Genomic DNA, 14,582 nt, shown 5'->3' with positions numbered 1-14,582 from the left:
GGATGGCCTTACAGGCGGCCTCTGCGCCGGGCATCGGCACGGCAGCGTGGGTGATGATCGAGGGCATCAGCAGTCGTCCAGCCGGAATGCGTCGCGCAGCCAGTGCAGCTGTGGCGGTTCGCCGCTGGCCTCGACCACGTCGAAGCGGCAGGGCGCATCGGCCAGTGCAGGATGCGCCTGCAGGTACAACTGTGCGGCCTGTACCAGGCGCCGGCATTTGCGGGGGTCGACCGAGGCGGCAGCGCCGCCGAAGTCGCTGCGCGCGCGGTACCGCACCTCCACGAAAACCACGGTACCGGCGTCGTCCATCACCAGGTCCAGTTCACCGCTTCGATAACGGACATTGCGCGCGCGTGGCTGCAGCCCGGCCTGTTGCAGGTGCAGCTCGGCGGCGGTTTCCACCGCCGAGCCCCGCTGCGTGCGCTCAGCGACCACCGACGATCGGCATCGGCCGGCCGCCGCTGAAGGTCGACCACGCCGGCTGGCGCAGGATGTTGCCGTTGCCATCGAGGAACAGGGTGCCGGTGGCGCCTTCCAGGCCGCCTTCGTTGGCCAGCTTGTCCAGATAGCTGCTGATCTTCCACGCGTCGGCGCCGAAGGCGAACAGGCGGCCGGCGGCACCGCGCGCGCTGGGCAGCGTGCTGGCGACCTGGCTGGCCGACGGCAGGCCGGAGACACTGCGCACGTTCCAGGCTTCATTCGGGTAGACGATGCCGTCCAGTGCCACGTCTTCCTCCACCTTGCCGCTGCCGATGGTCAGCTGGGACGTGCCGACGCGGGTGGCGCCGCCGACACCGGCCAGCGCCAGCTGCGGCGCGAGCAGCCGCGCCTGCGGAGCGCGCACGGCGAGAAACACAGCGTCGACCTGGCCGGCATTGCGCACCTGGGCGCCGACATCGCCCACCGCTTCAGGGACCGATACCGTGGCGGCCACCTGGCCACCGCGCTGGGTGAAACGCTGGGAGAAGGCCGCGGCGGCGCGGCGGCCGGTATCGTCGCTGCTGCTGATGACCAGGGCGCGATTGCGCTCACGGCCGCGCAGGTATTCGGCGGCGACGATGCCGTCGTCTTCCGGGGCGAGCGAGAAGCCGGCGCTGCCGGCCGGCGGTGAATCCTTGCCACGGTTCAGCGCCAGCACCGGCACCTGCAGCGGCTGGCGGCCGTATACCGCATCCACTTCATCGCGGCCCAGCGGGCCGACAACGAAGTCGGCACCGGAGGCCACTGCCTTGTCGTAAGCAGCCAATGCACCGGCCGGCGTGCCGACGGTATCGAAGAAATTGATGTCCGGGCGGCGGCGCGATTCGCCGTAATAGGCGGCGAGCAGGCCATCGCGCACCGGCTGTGCCGCGGTGGCAAGGCGGCCACTGAGTGGCAGCAGCACGGCCAGCTTCCCCGGCGGGCGGTAGCCATCGCTCATTGCCGGCGGGCGCTTGCTGGTATCGAACTGGGCGGCACCGTCGCGGTCGAACGGACGCGGAAGCGGCAGGCCGCGGGCGATCAACGCACGGCCGGCGAAGTTGTACAGCGGATCGTTGGCCGGCAGCGCGGCGGCACGGCTGCGCAGCGTGGCATCGTCGAGGGTGCCAAGCAGGCCTGAAATGGCCGCCTGGTTCTCGTTGCGCGCGCTGCCGGTGAGGCCGGCCTGCGCGCGTGCGCGGTCGCTGGCGGCGCCGAAGGCATCGCCAGTGGCCTGCAGGGCCTGGGCACGGGCGAGCAGCCAGCGCGTGCGCAGGCCGGGTGCGACGTTGTCGCCATTGTCCTTGAGCAGGGCCAACGCCTGTGCGGGTTGCTTGTCAGCCAGTGCCAGCTCGGCGCCGGTCAGCTGGTAACGCTGCAGGCTGGCACCGGACAGCTGGCGGGCGCTGAGCTGCCCCAACAGGCTGCGCGCGCGGGTGCTGTCGCCGGCCAGGTGCCACGCCCAGGCTGCATCCGCCAGGGCATTGCTGCGCGCGCTGCCGCGCAGGGTGGCCGCCAGGCCCTCCAGCTGCATCGCGGCGTCGCGCGGCTTGCCCTGTTCGATCAGCGCCAGCGCCTGGCTCTGGGCCGGCGATTCGGGCGCGCTGGTGAAGCTGGTGGTGGCACAGCCGGCCAGGAGCATCAGCGACAACGAAAGGGCGGAGATGCGTGCGGCGGGCTTGTTCATGATCGGGTCCATGCGATGAGGGCAGCGGCCTTGGCCAGGTACACGCTAGGATTCTACCCTTGCCCCGTGAGTACCGCTGAAATGAGTGTCCCCACCCTGTATGTCGTCGCCACGCCGATCGGCAACCTGGCCGATCTGAGTCCGCGCGCACAGGAGGTGCTGCGTTCGGTAGCGGCGATCTGTGCCGAAGACACGCGGCGCAGCGGCCAGCTGTTGTCCCATTTCGGCATCCAGCAGCCGCTGGTGGCGCTGCACGAGCACAACGAAGACGCCCTGGCGCAGCGACTGGTCTCGCGCCTGCAGGCGGGCGAATCGCTGGCGCTGGTCAGCGATGCCGGCACGCCGCTGGTCAGCGATCCCGGCTTCCGCCTGGTACGGGCCGCGCGCGCGGCGGGCATCCGGGTCAGCCCGGTTCCGGGTGCCTGTGCCGCCATTGCCGCGCTCAGCGTGGCCGGCCTGCCCAGCGATCGCTTCAGTTTCGAGGGATTCCTGCCGGCCAAGGCCAGCGGGCGCCGCGACCGGCTGCAGGCGCTCGCCGGCGAGGTGCGCACGATGGTGTTCTACGAATCCTCGCACCGGATCGCCGAGTCCCTGGCGGACATGGCGGCGATCTTCGGCGGTGAGCGGCCTGCGGTGCTGGCGCGGGAGCTGACCAAGCTGTTCGAGACCGTGCTGGATGGCGATCTGGCGGCCTTGCTGGCAACGGTCGAAGCCGACGAGAACCAGCGCAAGGGCGAGTTTGTGGTGATGGTGCAGGGGGCCGGCGACGACGAGGAAGCGCAGCTGGCCCATGGCCGTCGCGTCTACGCCACATTGAGCGAGCACCTGCCGCCGTCGACCGCCGCCAAGCTGGCCGCCGAGCTGACCGGCGCACCGCGCAAGGCGTTGTACGGCCGGTAGCGCCGGGCCATGCCCGGCGTGCGCGTCGCGCGGCATCGAACAGCCACCGGGCAGGAACCACCCGCGTACGGTAGAATGCGCGCTGGCGGAGCCGGCCAGACAGTCGCGTCATCCCTTGCGGGGTGCCGAGGAAAGTCCGGGCTCCACAGGGCAAGGTGCCAGGTAACGCCTGGGCGGCGCAAGCCGACGGAAAGTGCAACAGAAAGATACCGCCTACGTCTTCTTCGGAAGGCCGGTAAGGGTGAAATGGTGCGGTAAGAGCGCACCGCGAGTCTGGTAACAGACCGGCACGGCAAACCCCACCTGGAGCAAGACCAAATAGGGATCCTTTGGCGCGGCCCGCGTTGGATCCGGGTAGGTTGCTTGAGCGTTGCGGTGACGTAACGCCTAGAGGAATGACTGTCCACGACAGAACCCGGCTTATCGGCCGGCTCCGCCTCCATTCACTTCTGTAGCGCCAGGCCATGCCCGGCGGCATCCTGCCCGCCGCTCAGAAGTCGATGCGGCTTCCGGCGACGAATACGCCCTGCGGCCCGAAGCGGCGTTCATGGATCTGCCCGTGGCCATCACCATCGATCAGCAGCACGGTGCTGGCACGGGTGCCGTAGTCGTCGCCGCGGATGAAGGCCGGGCTCAACCAGCGCTCGCGTTCCAGTCCGATGCCGGTGTCCGGCAGGTCACTGTCGGCAGGCCGGTGTTCGTCGGCCAGCGCGGTCCATAGCGGGGTCAGGTCCGGGGTCAGATTCCTTTCGCTTTGCGAAGGAGATCTGACCCCGTCTTCTTCCAGCCAGGCCGTCAGCGCCGCCATCAGCCGCTGTGTCTTCGGCCAGGGGGCATCCAGTGCACCGTTGGACATGCCATGCACGCCCGGCCCCAGGCGCTGCCGTTCGGCAGGGTGGTTGCCCAGATACTCCAGGCTGTCGCTATCGGCCAGCAGCAGGTTGAACGGGGCGTAGGCGCCGGCCACGGCCGCCAAGCGGTCGATATGCACTGCGGCCGGGTCGCGGCCACGCAGGAAGTCGGCCACCAGCGCGCCACGCGAGGGACCGGTCTGGGCGGCCAGCGGATCGCGCACATTGGTGACCACCGCCATCCGGCCGCTGGCACCGACGCCGGCCCAGCCTCCTCCGGAGCGGAGGTCGCGCCCGCCGATGACGGAGGTCTCATCCTGCCAGCGGGCCAGCGCCGCAGTGGGGCGGGCGTGGAACTCATCACGGTTGCCGGTCATCACCAGCCGCCAGCGCGGATGGTGCATCCAGCCAAGAGCAAGCAGGCACATGACGTCATTGTGCCCGGTTTGCGCAGTCTGGCGCCGCTTTCAGCCAGTTCCCGATGAATGCGGGGGCGATGTTTCACGCCCCCTGCACAGGCCTGAACTTCCGTTCAATCTCAAAAATTGAGACGGATCAGCAACTTGTGGATAAGCCTTGAACAATTCTCTAAAGGTTGCTGCAAGCCATTGATGTGGCTGGCGATTTCCCTGCGGAAAAGTTGTTGACAACCCTTCGCTCGCTGCTAAGGTGGGCATCAGAGGGAAATCCGGGTGTTTTGTGGGTTTTCGTGGTTCAATGTTTCACCGGGCGAAGGACAAGGTGCAGGCGTCGTGTTTCAGGGCGAGACGGCCATCACAGTTGACGACAAGGGGCGCATGGCGGTTCCCACCGCTTACCGCGACCTCGTCGCGCGCGCCAGCAACAACCGTCTCGTGTTGACCTACAACCCGTTCGAAGCCGGCTGCCTGTGGCTGTATGCCGAGTCCGAATGGGAGCGGGTCCGCGACGATGTCATGTCCAAGCCCAATACCCAGCGCGTCGTGCGCCTGTTGCAGCAGAAGCTGGTCGGCTCGGCCGCCCACCTGGAGCTGGACGGCAACGGTCGTATCAGCATTCCCGCCAGCCACCGCGGTGCGGTGGGCATAGAAAAGAAGGCGGTATTGCTCGGTATGGGCGACAAGTTCGAATTGTGGAGCGAGCAGGCGCATCGTGCCCTGATCCAGCAGACGTTGTCTGACGAGGATCTGGGCGATGGGTTGCTCGACCTGAAGTTGTGAGCCGGGGTGCCCGGATGCGCCCAGAAGCGCAGGCCGGTCACCTTCCGGTGTCGCAGTCGCCGGCGGTGCACCTGCCGGTCCTGTACACCCAGGTCCTGGACGGCCTGAGGGTGATCGAAAACGGACGTTATCTGGATGGCACGTTCGGTCGTGGCGGTCACGCACGTGGCGTGCTCACCCAGTTGGGGCCGGAGGGACGCCTGCTGGTCATGGACAAGGATCCGGAAGCCATCGCTGTGGCCGAGCGCGACTTCGCGCCGGACCCGCGCGTGTCGATTTTCCGTGGCAGCTTCGCCCAGCTGCTGCAGTGGAACGAGACGGCCGAAGGCCTGGATGGCGTGCTGTTCGATCTCGGCGTGTCCTCACCGCAGCTGGACGTGGCCGAACGTGGTTTCAGCTTCGGCAAGGACGGCCCGCTGGACATGCGCATGGATCCGGACAGCGGCGAAAGTGCCGCGCAGTGGATCAACCGCGTCGAAGAGCGCGAGATCGCCGACGTGCTGTGGACCTACGGCGAAGAGCGGCAGAGCCGGCGCATCGCCCGCGCCATCGTTGCCCGCCGCGAGAAGCAGCCGTTCTCCCGCACCGCCGAACTGGCCGAACTGATCGCGTCGGTGATGCCCCGTGGCAAGGACAAGATCCATCCGGCCACCCGCAGTTTCCAGGCCATTCGCATCCACATCAACCGCGAGCTGGCCGATCTGGAGGCCGGGCTCGACGCGGCGGTGGAGCGGCTCAAGCCCGGCGGCCGGCTGGCGGTCATCAGCTTCCATTCGCTGGAAGACCGTATCGTCAAGCAGTACATGAACCGTCTGGCCAAGGCGCCGCCTGCCAACCGCCGCCTGCCTGAAGCGGTCGCGTTCGTGCCGACTCTGGACCTGATCGGCGGGGCCATCAAGGCCACGGACGACGAACTGGCCGCCAACCCGCGCGCGCGCAGCGCCGTGCTGCGCGTGGCCCAGAAGCGGGAGGCCGACGCATGAGCCGCCTGCTGCTGATCATTCTGCTGGCCTCCACCGTGGCCTCGGCGATCGGCGTGGTGTTCGTGCGCCACCGCCACCGGCAGACGTTCATCGAGCTGTCGCGCGCCGAGCGTGCGCGCGATGACCTGAACATCGAATTCGGCCGCCTGCAGCTGGAACAGGCCACTCTGGCCGAAGCCAACCGCGTCGACCGCATCGCCCGTGAAAAGCTGGGCATGAAGTTCCCCGAAGCCGCCGACGTAGTGGTGGTGCGCCCATGAGCAAGACCGGCCGCAACCGTCCACGCAACGCCTTCAACCTGCGCCAGCGCCTGCGCTGGGTGGCGCTGGCGCTCGGCCTGTGTTCGGTGTCGCTGGTCGGCCGCGCGGCCTACGTGCAGATCATCAACAGCGATTTCTACCAGCGCCAGGGCGAGGCCCGCTACCTGCGCGAGCTGCCGATCAAAACATCGCGCGGCATGATCACCGACCGCAACGGCGAACCGCTGGCGGTCTCCACCCCGGTGGCCTCGATCTGGGTGAACCCGCAGGACCTGCTGCGCGCGCCTGACCGCATTCCGGAACTGGCGCAGGCCGTGGGCATGTCGGTGGACGAGCTGAGCAGCCGCCTGTCGCAGAAGTCGGACAAGGAATTCATGTACCTGCGTCGCCGGATCAATCCGGACGAGGCAGAAAAGGTGGTCGCGCTGAAGATTCCAGGCGTGGCCGCGCAGCGCGAGTTCCGCCGCTTCTACCCGCAGGGCGAAGCGATGGCGCATGTGCTGGGTTTCACCAACATCGACGACCGCGGCCAGGAAGGCCTGGAACTGGCGTTCGACGAATGGCTGCGCGGCAAGCCGGGCGCGAAGCGGGTGATCCGCAACCGCAAGGGCGAGACCGTCGAGAGCGATCTGCTGCGTGCCGCCGAACCGGGCAAGGACCTGACCCTCAGCATCGATCGCCGCATCCAGTACCTGGCCTTCAAGGAACTGCGCAATGCGCTGGTGGCCAACAAGGCGGCCGGCGGTTCGATGGTCATCATGGACGTGACCACCGGCGAGATCCTGGCCATGGTCAACCTGCCGACCTACAACCCGAATTCGGTGGGGGGTGCGGCTCCGGACACCCGCCGCAACCGCGCGGTGACCGACCTGGTCGAGCCGGGTTCGACGATGAAGCCGCTGACCATCGCCACCGCGCTGCAGGCCGGTGCGGTGACCAAGGACACCATCATCGATACCAACCCGGGTTACATGCAGGTGGCCCGCTTCACCATCCGCGACGTGCCGCGCAACAACGGCGTGCTGAACGTGACCGGCGTGATCACCCGCAGTTCCAACATCGGCGCGGCCAAGGTCGCGGCGAAGATGTCGGACCAGGTGTTCTACGACGGCGTGCGCCGCTTCGGTTACGGTTCGGTACCGCACAGCGGCTTCCCAGGTGAATCCGGTGGCGTGGTGCGACGCCCGGCCAACTGGGACGGTGCCACCAAGACCACCATGTCCTACGGCTACGGCCTGAACGTGACGCCGCTGCAGATCGCCACCGCCTACTCGGCGCTGGCCAATGGCGGCAAGTTGATCGCGCCGACCTTCGTCAAGGGCCAGCGCAACGAAGCACATCAGATCATCGACGAGAACGTCGCCAGGCAGGTGGTGGCGATGATGGAAACGGTGGTCACCCAGGGCGGCGCCAAGCAGGCGGCGGTCCTGGGCTACCACGTCGCCGGCAAGACCGGTACTGCGCGCAAGGCCGGCCCCGGCGGCTACGAGCGCGGTCACTACAACGCGCTGTTCGCCGGCGTGGTGCCCGCCACCAACCCGCGCTTCGCCACTGTCATCGTCATCAATGATCCGCAGGCCGGCAAGTTCTACGGCGGCCTGGTGTCGGCGCCGGTCTATCACAACGTGATGGAAGGCACTCTGCGCCTGATGGATGTGCCGCTGGACGACCTGCAGTCGTGGCTGGCCGCGCAGCAGTCCGGAAAGATGGGGCACTCGGCCTCGATCCTGCCGGCCCCGCCGGCCGAGACCGCGTTGCCGGTTGATGCCGCCGCCGAATTCGATGCCGCGCTGCCCAGCGCGCAGGTCCAGACGCCGCCCGCCACGGGAGGCACGCAATGAGCCCTTCGATGTTGCTTTCGCAGTTGCTTCCGGACGTGGCCCTGGCGGGCCATGATCCCGTTCTGACCGGCCTGGTGCTGGACAGCCGTGCCGTACGCCCCGGCAATGCCTTCGTGGCCATCGCCGGCTTCGGCGCACATGGCCTGGGCTTCGTCGATCAGGCGCGCGCGGCGGGCGCCGGCGCGATCCTGTTCGAGCCACCGGCACCGGACGATCTGCCCGCACCGGCCGATGCCATCGCGGTGCCGGGCCTGCGCGCACGCATGGGCGCAATGGCTGACCAGTTCCACGGTGCACCGTCGCGGGCAATGGCGATGGTGGGTGTCACCGGTACCAACGGCAAAACGTCCACCGTGCAGCTGCTGGCCCAGGCCTGGCATCTGCTGGGAACGCCCAGTGGCAGTATCGGCACGCTGGGTGCCGGACTTTACGGCGCGGTCGAGCCGACCGGTTTCACCACGCCGCTGGTGCTGCAGATGCATGCCCTGCTGGCGCAGCTGCGCGACCAGGGTGCGCGTGCGGTGGCGATGGAAGTCAGTTCACATGCGCTGGACCAGGGCCGCGTCGATGCCGTGCATTACGACGTGGCCGTGTTCACCAACCTCACCCGCGACCATCTCGATTACCACGGCGACATGGCCAGCTACGGCGCGGCCAAGGCCCGCCTGTTCCATCGTCCTGGCCTGAAGGCCGCGGTGATCAACCTCGACGACGCGTTCGGTCGCCAGCTGTTCGCCGACCTGCCGGCCGGCGTGCTGCCGATCGGCCTGAGCTCGCGCGATACCGACGGCGCCGTCGTGCTCGCCGACGCGCTGCAGCTTGATGGCCGTGGCATCGCCTTCGACCTGGTGATCGAAGGACAGCGCGCAGCTGTCCGATCGCCGCTGCTGGGCCGCTTCAACGTCGACAACCTGCTGGCCGTGGCCGGCACCCTGCACGCACAGGGCCAGTCACTGCCGCGTATCGCCGAGGTACTGTCGGCGCTGCAGCCGATCCGCGGCCGCATGAACCGCCTTGGCGGCGAGCAGGGCCTGCCGACCGTGGTCATCGACTACGCGCACACGCCGGATGCACTGGAACAGGCACTGGACAGCCTGCACGGGCATCTGCAGGGCACGCTGTACTGTGTGTTCGGCTGCGGCGGTGAACGTGACACCGGCAAGCGCCCGCAGATGGCGGCCATTGCCGAGCGGCTGGCCAACCAGGTCATCGTGACCGATGACAACCCGCGTGGCGAGGACGGTGACCGCATCGTCGCCGACATCCTTGCAGGATTTACCGATGCCGGCGCGGTGACGGTGCAGCGCAACCGTGCGCGCGCGATCGGCCTGGCCGTGAAGCGCGCCGGTGCCGGCGACATCATCCTGATCGCCGGCAAGGGCCATGAGCCCTACCAGGAGATCAAGGGCGTACGCCACGACTTCGACGACACCGAAGTGGCGGCCGCTGCACTGGCTGCCAAGGCCGGTGTGTTGGCGGCGGAGGGTGCACGATGAAGCGCACCCTGCTGTCGCTGATCGCGCACTGGGCCGGCGGCGAGATCCACGGCGACGATGTCGCCATCGATGCCATCAGCAACGATACCCGCAGTCTTGGCCCGGGCAGCCTGTACGTGGCCCTGCGTGGCGAGCGCTTCGATGGCCATGACTTCGCCGCCGACGCGCAGGCCCGTGGCGCCAGCGCGCTGCTGGTCGAGCGCCTGCTGCCGGTCGAGCTGCCGCAGGTGCTGGTCGCCGACAGCGAACTGGCGCTGGCGAAGATCGCCACGGGCATGCAGCGCGACCGCAGCACCGAGGTCTTCGCGATCACCGGCAGCAACGGCAAGACCAGCGTGAAGAGCCTGCTGCTGGCCATCCTGCACCAGGTGGCACAGCACGCGCACAAGGTGGTCTATGCCAACCCGGGCAACCGCAACAACGAGATCGGCCTGCCACTCGCGGTGATCGATGCGCCGGAAGATGCCGACTACGCCGTCTACGAGATGGGCGCCGGCAAGCCGGGCGACATCGCCTACCTGACCGATATCGCCCGCCCGCGCTATGCGCTGGTCAACAACATCGCGCCTGCGCATCTCGAGCGGATGGGCAGTCTGCTCGGCGTGGCCACCACCAAAGGCGCCATCTACGCCGCACTGCCGGCCGACGGCGTGGCGGTGATCAATGCCGATGATGCCTACGGACGCTGGTTCGAGCAGCACTTCGTCGGCGTTCCGCCGCGCTGCCGCGTGCTGCGTTACGGCCTGGAACACACTGCCGACATCACCGCGCGTGACATCCGCGCCGGTGCGCAGGGCAGCCAGTTCACGCTGGTCTCGCCGATGGGCGAAGCACGCGTGGTGCTGGGCCTGCCGGGCCGCCACAACGTCAGCAACGCGCTTGCTGCCGCCAGCCTGGCGCTGGCCGCCGGCATCGACCTGGCATGGGTCGCCGCCGGCCTGGCCGACGCACAGCCGGTGCCCGGACGCCAGATCGCCCACCAGCTGCGCAATGGTGCGGTGCTGGTGGACGACAGCTACAACGCCAATCCCGGTTCGCTGGCCGCCGCCATCGATGCGCTGGCGGCCGCCCCGGAAGAGGGCTGGCTGGTACTGGGTGACATGCGTGAGCTTGGCCCGGATGCGCAGTCGCTGCACGCGCAGGCCGGCGTCCGCGCGCGCGCCGCAGGCCTGAAGCGCCTGTACGCGCTCGGTCCGCTCAGTGCCGCCGCCGCCGCCGCGTTCGGCGAAGGCGGCCGCCAATTCGCCACCCATGACGCGCTGTCGCAGGCGTTGAAGGACGAGCTGCACGCCGGCGTGCGCTGCCTGGTCAAGGGTTCCCGTGGCAGCGCCATGGACACGATCGTCAAAGCGCTGCTGGCGCAAGGAGAGGAATCCCCGCATGTTGTATGAACTGGCTCGATGGTTGCAGCAGTTGGAGAGCCTGTTCGGGCTGTTCAACTACCAGACGTTCCGCGCCATCCTTGCCGCGTTGACGGCCCTGTTCCTGTCGCTGTGGCTCGGCCCGGCGATGATCCGCAAGCTTGCCCAGTTCAAGGGCGGCCAGCCGATCCGCAAGGACGGCCCGCAGACCCATTTCTCCAAGGCCGGCACGCCGACCATGGGCGGTTCGCTGATCCTGCTGACCGTCACCCTGTCGGTGCTGATGTGGGCCGACCTCCGCAACCGCTACGTCTGGCTGGTGCTGGCCGTGATGCTGTGCTTCGGCGCGATCGGCTGGTACGACGACTGGATCAAGATCGTCCGCCGCGACCCGAACGGCCTGAAGTCGCGCTGGAAGTACCTGCTGCAGTCGATCTTCGGACTGGCCGCCGGCCTGTTCCTGTTCTATACCGCCGATGTGCCTGCCGCACTGACCTTCTACATTCCGATGTTCAAGTCGGTGGCGCTGCCGCTGGCCGGCATCGGCTTCGTGACCATCGCCTACTTCTGGATCGTCGGCTTCTCCAACGCGGTCAACCTGACCGATGGCCTGGACGGCCTGGCGATCATGCCCACCGTGCTGGTCGCCTGCGCGCTGGGCGTGTTCGCCTACGCCTCCGGCAACGTGGTGTTCGCCAACTACCTGCAGATCCCGCAGATTCCCGGTGCCGGTGAGCTGGTCATCATCTGCGCCGCCATCGCGGGCGCCGGGCTGGGCTTCCTGTGGTTCAACACCTATCCGGCGATGGTCTTCATGGGCGACATCGGCGCGCTGGCGCTGGGCGCGGTGCTGGGCACGATCGCGGTGATCACCCGCCAGGAACTGGTGCTGGTGATCATGGGCGGCGTATTCGTCATCGAGACCCTGTCGGTGATGATCCAGGTCGCCTCGTTCAAGCTGACCGGCAAGCGCGTGTTCCGCATGGCGCCGATCCACCACCATTTCGAACTGAAGGGCTGGCCGGAGCCGCGCGTGATCGTGCGCTTCTGGATCATCTCCGTCGTGCTCGTGCTGATCGGCCTGGCCACGTTGAAGGTGCGCTGACGATGAACGACCTGTCCCGCCAGGCAACACGCCTCGAAGCCATCGAAGGCAGCTACGACAAGTGGCTGCTGGGTGCGATGCTCGCGCTCACCGGGCTGGGCGTGGTGATGGTGGCGTCGAGCTCGATCGCGTTGATGAGCAGCCCGTTCTACTACCTCAACCGCCACCTGGTGTTCCTGGCGATCGGCATCGTGCTGGCGGCCATTGCCGCGCGTACCGAGCTGAAGTCCATCGAGCAGTACAACCAGGTGCTGCTGCTGGGCTGCTTCGCACTGCTGCTGGTGGTGTTCATTCCCGGTCTGGGCAGCAGCGTCAATGGTGCCCGCCGCTGGATCAACCTGGGGGTCTCCAAGTTCCAGACCGTGGAAGCGGTGAAGGTGCTGTACATCGTCTGGCTGTCCAGCTACCTGGTGCGCTTCCGCGACGAGGTCAACGCGACCTGGCCGGCGATGCTCAAGCCGCTGGGCGTGGCCGGTGCGCTGGTGGTGCTGCTGCTGCTGCAGCCCGACTTCGGTTCGTCGACCCTGCTGCTGGCGATCACGGCCGGCATGCTGGTGCTGGGCGGAGTCAACATGCCGCGCATGTCGATGCCGGTGATCATCGGCCTGGTCGGCATGAGCGCGCTGGCGATCATCGAGCCGTACCGCATGCGCCGCATCACCTCGTTCCTGGACCCGTGGGCCGACCAGCAGGGCGACGGCTACCAGCTGTCCAACGCGCTGATGGCGGTGGGGCGCGGCGAGTGGACCGGCGTCGGCCTCGGCAATTCGGTACAGAAGCTGTACTACCTGCCCGAAGCACATACCGACTTCATCTTCTCGGTGACCGCCGAGGAATTCGGCTTCATGGGCACCTGCGTCATCATCGCCCTGTTCGCGCTGCTGGTCGGCCGCACCTTCTGGCTGGGCATGCGCTGCGTGGAAATGAAGCGCCACTTCTCCGGCTACATCGCCTTCGGCATCGGCCTGTGGATCAGCATGCAGACCTTCGTTTCGATCGGCGTGAACCTGGGCATCCTGCCGACCAAGGGCCTGACCCTGCCGCTGATCTCCTCGGGCGGTTCGTCGGTCCTGATGACCTGCGTGGCGATGGGCCTGCTGCTGCGCGTGTCCTACGAGCTGAAGCGTGCCGAGCGCCGCCAGGCCGTGCGCATCGGCGGCGGCGACGATGCTGCCACCGCACCGGCCGAAGAGCCGTCCGCCCCGTCCGCGGGGTCGCTGCCGATGGGCGCGGACGCGCCTGCCGGCGCGGGCCCTGCCGTGCGTGGCACCAGCCGCCTGCAGTCCCGCGTCGAACCGACTTTCGGGAGGCTCGGATGAGCGCCGCCGACCACAATGTGCGCCCGGTGATGATCCTGGCCGGTGGTACCGGCGGGCATATCTTCCCGGGGCTGGCCGTGGCCCGCGTGCTGCGCGAGCGTGGCGTGCCGGTCACCTGGATGGGCGCCGAAGGCGCGATGGAAACCCGGTTGGTGCCGCAGCACGACATTCCGATCGACACGCTGTCCATCACCGGCCTGCGTGGCAAGGGCAAGCTGGCACTGCTGGGCGCACCGTGGCGGCTGATGCGCGCGTTGCGTGCGGCCGGCATGATCATCCGCCGTCGCCAGCCGCGTGCGGTGATTGCCTTCGGCGGATTCGCCTCGGGACCCGGTGGCATGGCCACCCGCCTGCATGGGCTGCCACTGCTGGTGCACGAGCAGAACCGCGCACCCGGCATGACCAACCGCATCCTGTCGCGCTACTCGCGCCGCCTGCTGACCGGGTTCCCGGGCACCTTCGCCAAGGGTGAAGAAGCGGTGGGCAATCCAGTGCGCGCGGAGATCGCCGCGATCGCGCCGCCGGAACAGCGTTTCGCCGATCGCCACGGTCCGTTGCGCGTGCTGGTGGTGGGTGGCAGCCAGGGTGCGCGCGCACTCAACAGCGGCGTGCCGCAGGCCATCGCAGCGCTCGGTGCGGAAGTGCCGGTGCAGGTGCGCCATCAGAGCGGCGAGAAGCTGCACGCCGAAGCGGTCGAGGCCTATGCCAAGGCGGGCGTGCAGGCGCAGATCACGCCGTTCATCGCGGACATGGCCGAGGCATTCGCGTGGGCCGACCTTGTCGTGTGCCGTGCCGGGGCATCCACCCTGGCCGAGCTGTGCGCGGTCGGTGTCGGCAGCGTGCTGGTGCCATTCCCCGCCGCCGTCGACGATCACCAGACCCGCAACGCGGAGTATCTGGTCGAGCGCGGCGCGGCGGTTTTGCTGAAGCAGGACGGAACGCTGGCAGACGGCATTGCCGCACTGCTGCGCGATCTGTCCGAAAATCCCGGCCGCCGCATGCAGATGGCGCAAGCCGCGCGTGCCCTGGCCAAGGTCGATGCCGCCGAGCGCATCGCCGATATCATTCTCGAGGAAGCTGTATGAAGAAGGCATGCCAGCGCGCCTGCCCTGCGCGAGGCC

The 14,582-nt window shown here is 68.1% G+C and carries 13 protein-coding genes and 1 other RNA gene; 11 read left to right on the top strand and 3 right to left on the bottom strand.

Annotated features, from left to right (window positions below; translation table 11 throughout):
* Positions 1-66: 66 nt before the first annotated feature.
* Positions 67-435 (bottom strand): YraN family protein, encoded by a 369-nt coding sequence (locus tag ACX9OW_RS17700; RefSeq protein ID WP_065182806.1) that lies wholly within the window; start codon positions 433-435, stop codon positions 67-69.
* Positions 425-2,146: a penicillin-binding protein activator gene (locus tag ACX9OW_RS17695; protein ID WP_459062628.1), complete on the bottom strand. Its 1,722-nt coding sequence runs from the start codon at positions 2,144-2,146 to the stop codon at positions 425-427. The genes ACX9OW_RS17700 and ACX9OW_RS17695 overlap by 11 nt, the downstream gene beginning before the upstream one ends.
* Positions 2,147-2,227: 81 nt before the next feature.
* On the opposite strand from ACX9OW_RS17695, the gene rsmI reads away from it, so the two are divergent.
* A complete protein-coding gene (gene rsmI, locus ACX9OW_RS17690) occupies positions 2,228-3,046 on the top strand; it encodes a 16S rRNA (cytidine(1402)-2'-O)-methyltransferase (RefSeq protein WP_053516466.1) in 819 nt (272 codons plus the stop codon).
* Positions 3,047-3,133: 87 nt separating this feature from the next.
* An RNA gene (rnpB, locus tag ACX9OW_RS17685) (RNase P RNA component class A) lies at positions 3,134-3,485 on the top strand.
* Between the two features lie 51 nt (positions 3,486-3,536).
* Here rnpB and ACX9OW_RS17680 read toward each other — a convergent pair.
* Positions 3,537-4,325, bottom strand: coding sequence for an NRDE family protein (locus tag ACX9OW_RS17680; RefSeq protein ID WP_283219231.1), 789 nt, complete (start codon positions 4,323-4,325; stop codon positions 3,537-3,539).
* A gap of 324 nt (positions 4,326-4,649) precedes the next feature.
* Between ACX9OW_RS17680 and mraZ the strand changes: the two genes are divergently transcribed.
* From mraZ to murG, 9 genes are read left to right on the top strand one after another with little or no spacing between them, the layout of a single operon-like run.
* Positions 4,650-5,096, top strand: a complete 447-nt coding sequence (mraZ, locus tag ACX9OW_RS17675) for a division/cell wall cluster transcriptional repressor MraZ (protein ID WP_004143635.1) — start codon at positions 4,650-4,652, stop codon at positions 5,094-5,096.
* A 14-nt stretch (positions 5,097-5,110) separates the two neighbouring features.
* On the top strand, positions 5,111-6,079 hold the full coding sequence (gene rsmH, locus ACX9OW_RS17670; protein ID WP_053516464.1) for a 16S rRNA (cytosine(1402)-N(4))-methyltransferase RsmH: 969 nt from the start codon (positions 5,111-5,113) through the stop codon (positions 6,077-6,079).
* Positions 6,076-6,339 carry a cell division protein FtsL gene (gene ftsL, locus ACX9OW_RS17665; protein WP_053516463.1) on the top strand — a complete coding sequence of 88 codons (264 nt, stop codon included), beginning with the start codon at positions 6,076-6,078 and terminating at the stop codon, positions 6,337-6,339. The genes rsmH and ftsL overlap by 4 nt, the downstream gene beginning before the upstream one ends.
* On the top strand, positions 6,336-8,180 hold the full coding sequence (locus ACX9OW_RS17660) for a peptidoglycan D,D-transpeptidase FtsI family protein (protein ID WP_459062627.1): 1,845 nt from the start codon (positions 6,336-6,338) through the stop codon (positions 8,178-8,180). Before ftsL ends, ACX9OW_RS17660 begins: the two co-directional genes overlap by 4 nt.
* Positions 8,177-9,676: a UDP-N-acetylmuramoyl-L-alanyl-D-glutamate--2,6-diaminopimelate ligase gene (locus tag ACX9OW_RS17655; RefSeq protein WP_459062626.1), complete on the top strand. Its 1,500-nt coding sequence runs from the start codon at positions 8,177-8,179 to the stop codon at positions 9,674-9,676. Before ACX9OW_RS17660 ends, ACX9OW_RS17655 begins: the two co-directional genes overlap by 4 nt.
* Positions 9,673-11,067, top strand: coding sequence for a UDP-N-acetylmuramoyl-tripeptide--D-alanyl-D-alanine ligase (locus ACX9OW_RS17650; RefSeq protein WP_193396214.1), 1,395 nt, complete (start codon positions 9,673-9,675; stop codon positions 11,065-11,067). The genes ACX9OW_RS17655 and ACX9OW_RS17650 overlap by 4 nt, the downstream gene beginning before the upstream one ends.
* Positions 11,057-12,142, top strand: a complete 1,086-nt coding sequence (mraY, locus tag ACX9OW_RS17645; RefSeq protein ID WP_053516457.1) for a phospho-N-acetylmuramoyl-pentapeptide-transferase — start codon at positions 11,057-11,059, stop codon at positions 12,140-12,142. Before ACX9OW_RS17650 ends, mraY begins: the two co-directional genes overlap by 11 nt.
* A gap of 2 nt (positions 12,143-12,144) precedes the next feature.
* Positions 12,145-13,461, top strand: coding sequence for a putative lipid II flippase FtsW (ftsW, locus tag ACX9OW_RS17640; RefSeq protein ID WP_065175812.1), 1,317 nt, complete (start codon positions 12,145-12,147; stop codon positions 13,459-13,461).
* A complete protein-coding gene (gene murG / locus ACX9OW_RS17635) occupies positions 13,458-14,546 on the top strand; it encodes an undecaprenyldiphospho-muramoylpentapeptide beta-N-acetylglucosaminyltransferase (protein ID WP_065175811.1) in 1,089 nt (362 codons plus the stop codon). The genes ftsW and murG overlap by 4 nt, the downstream gene beginning before the upstream one ends.
* The last annotated feature ends 36 nt before the right edge of the window (positions 14,547-14,582 follow it).

Source organism: Stenotrophomonas genospecies 5 (genome assembly GCF_054473825.1).
The sequence above is the reverse complement of the archived record's forward strand: the minus strand, read 5'-3'. Positions and strand labels throughout refer to the sequence as shown.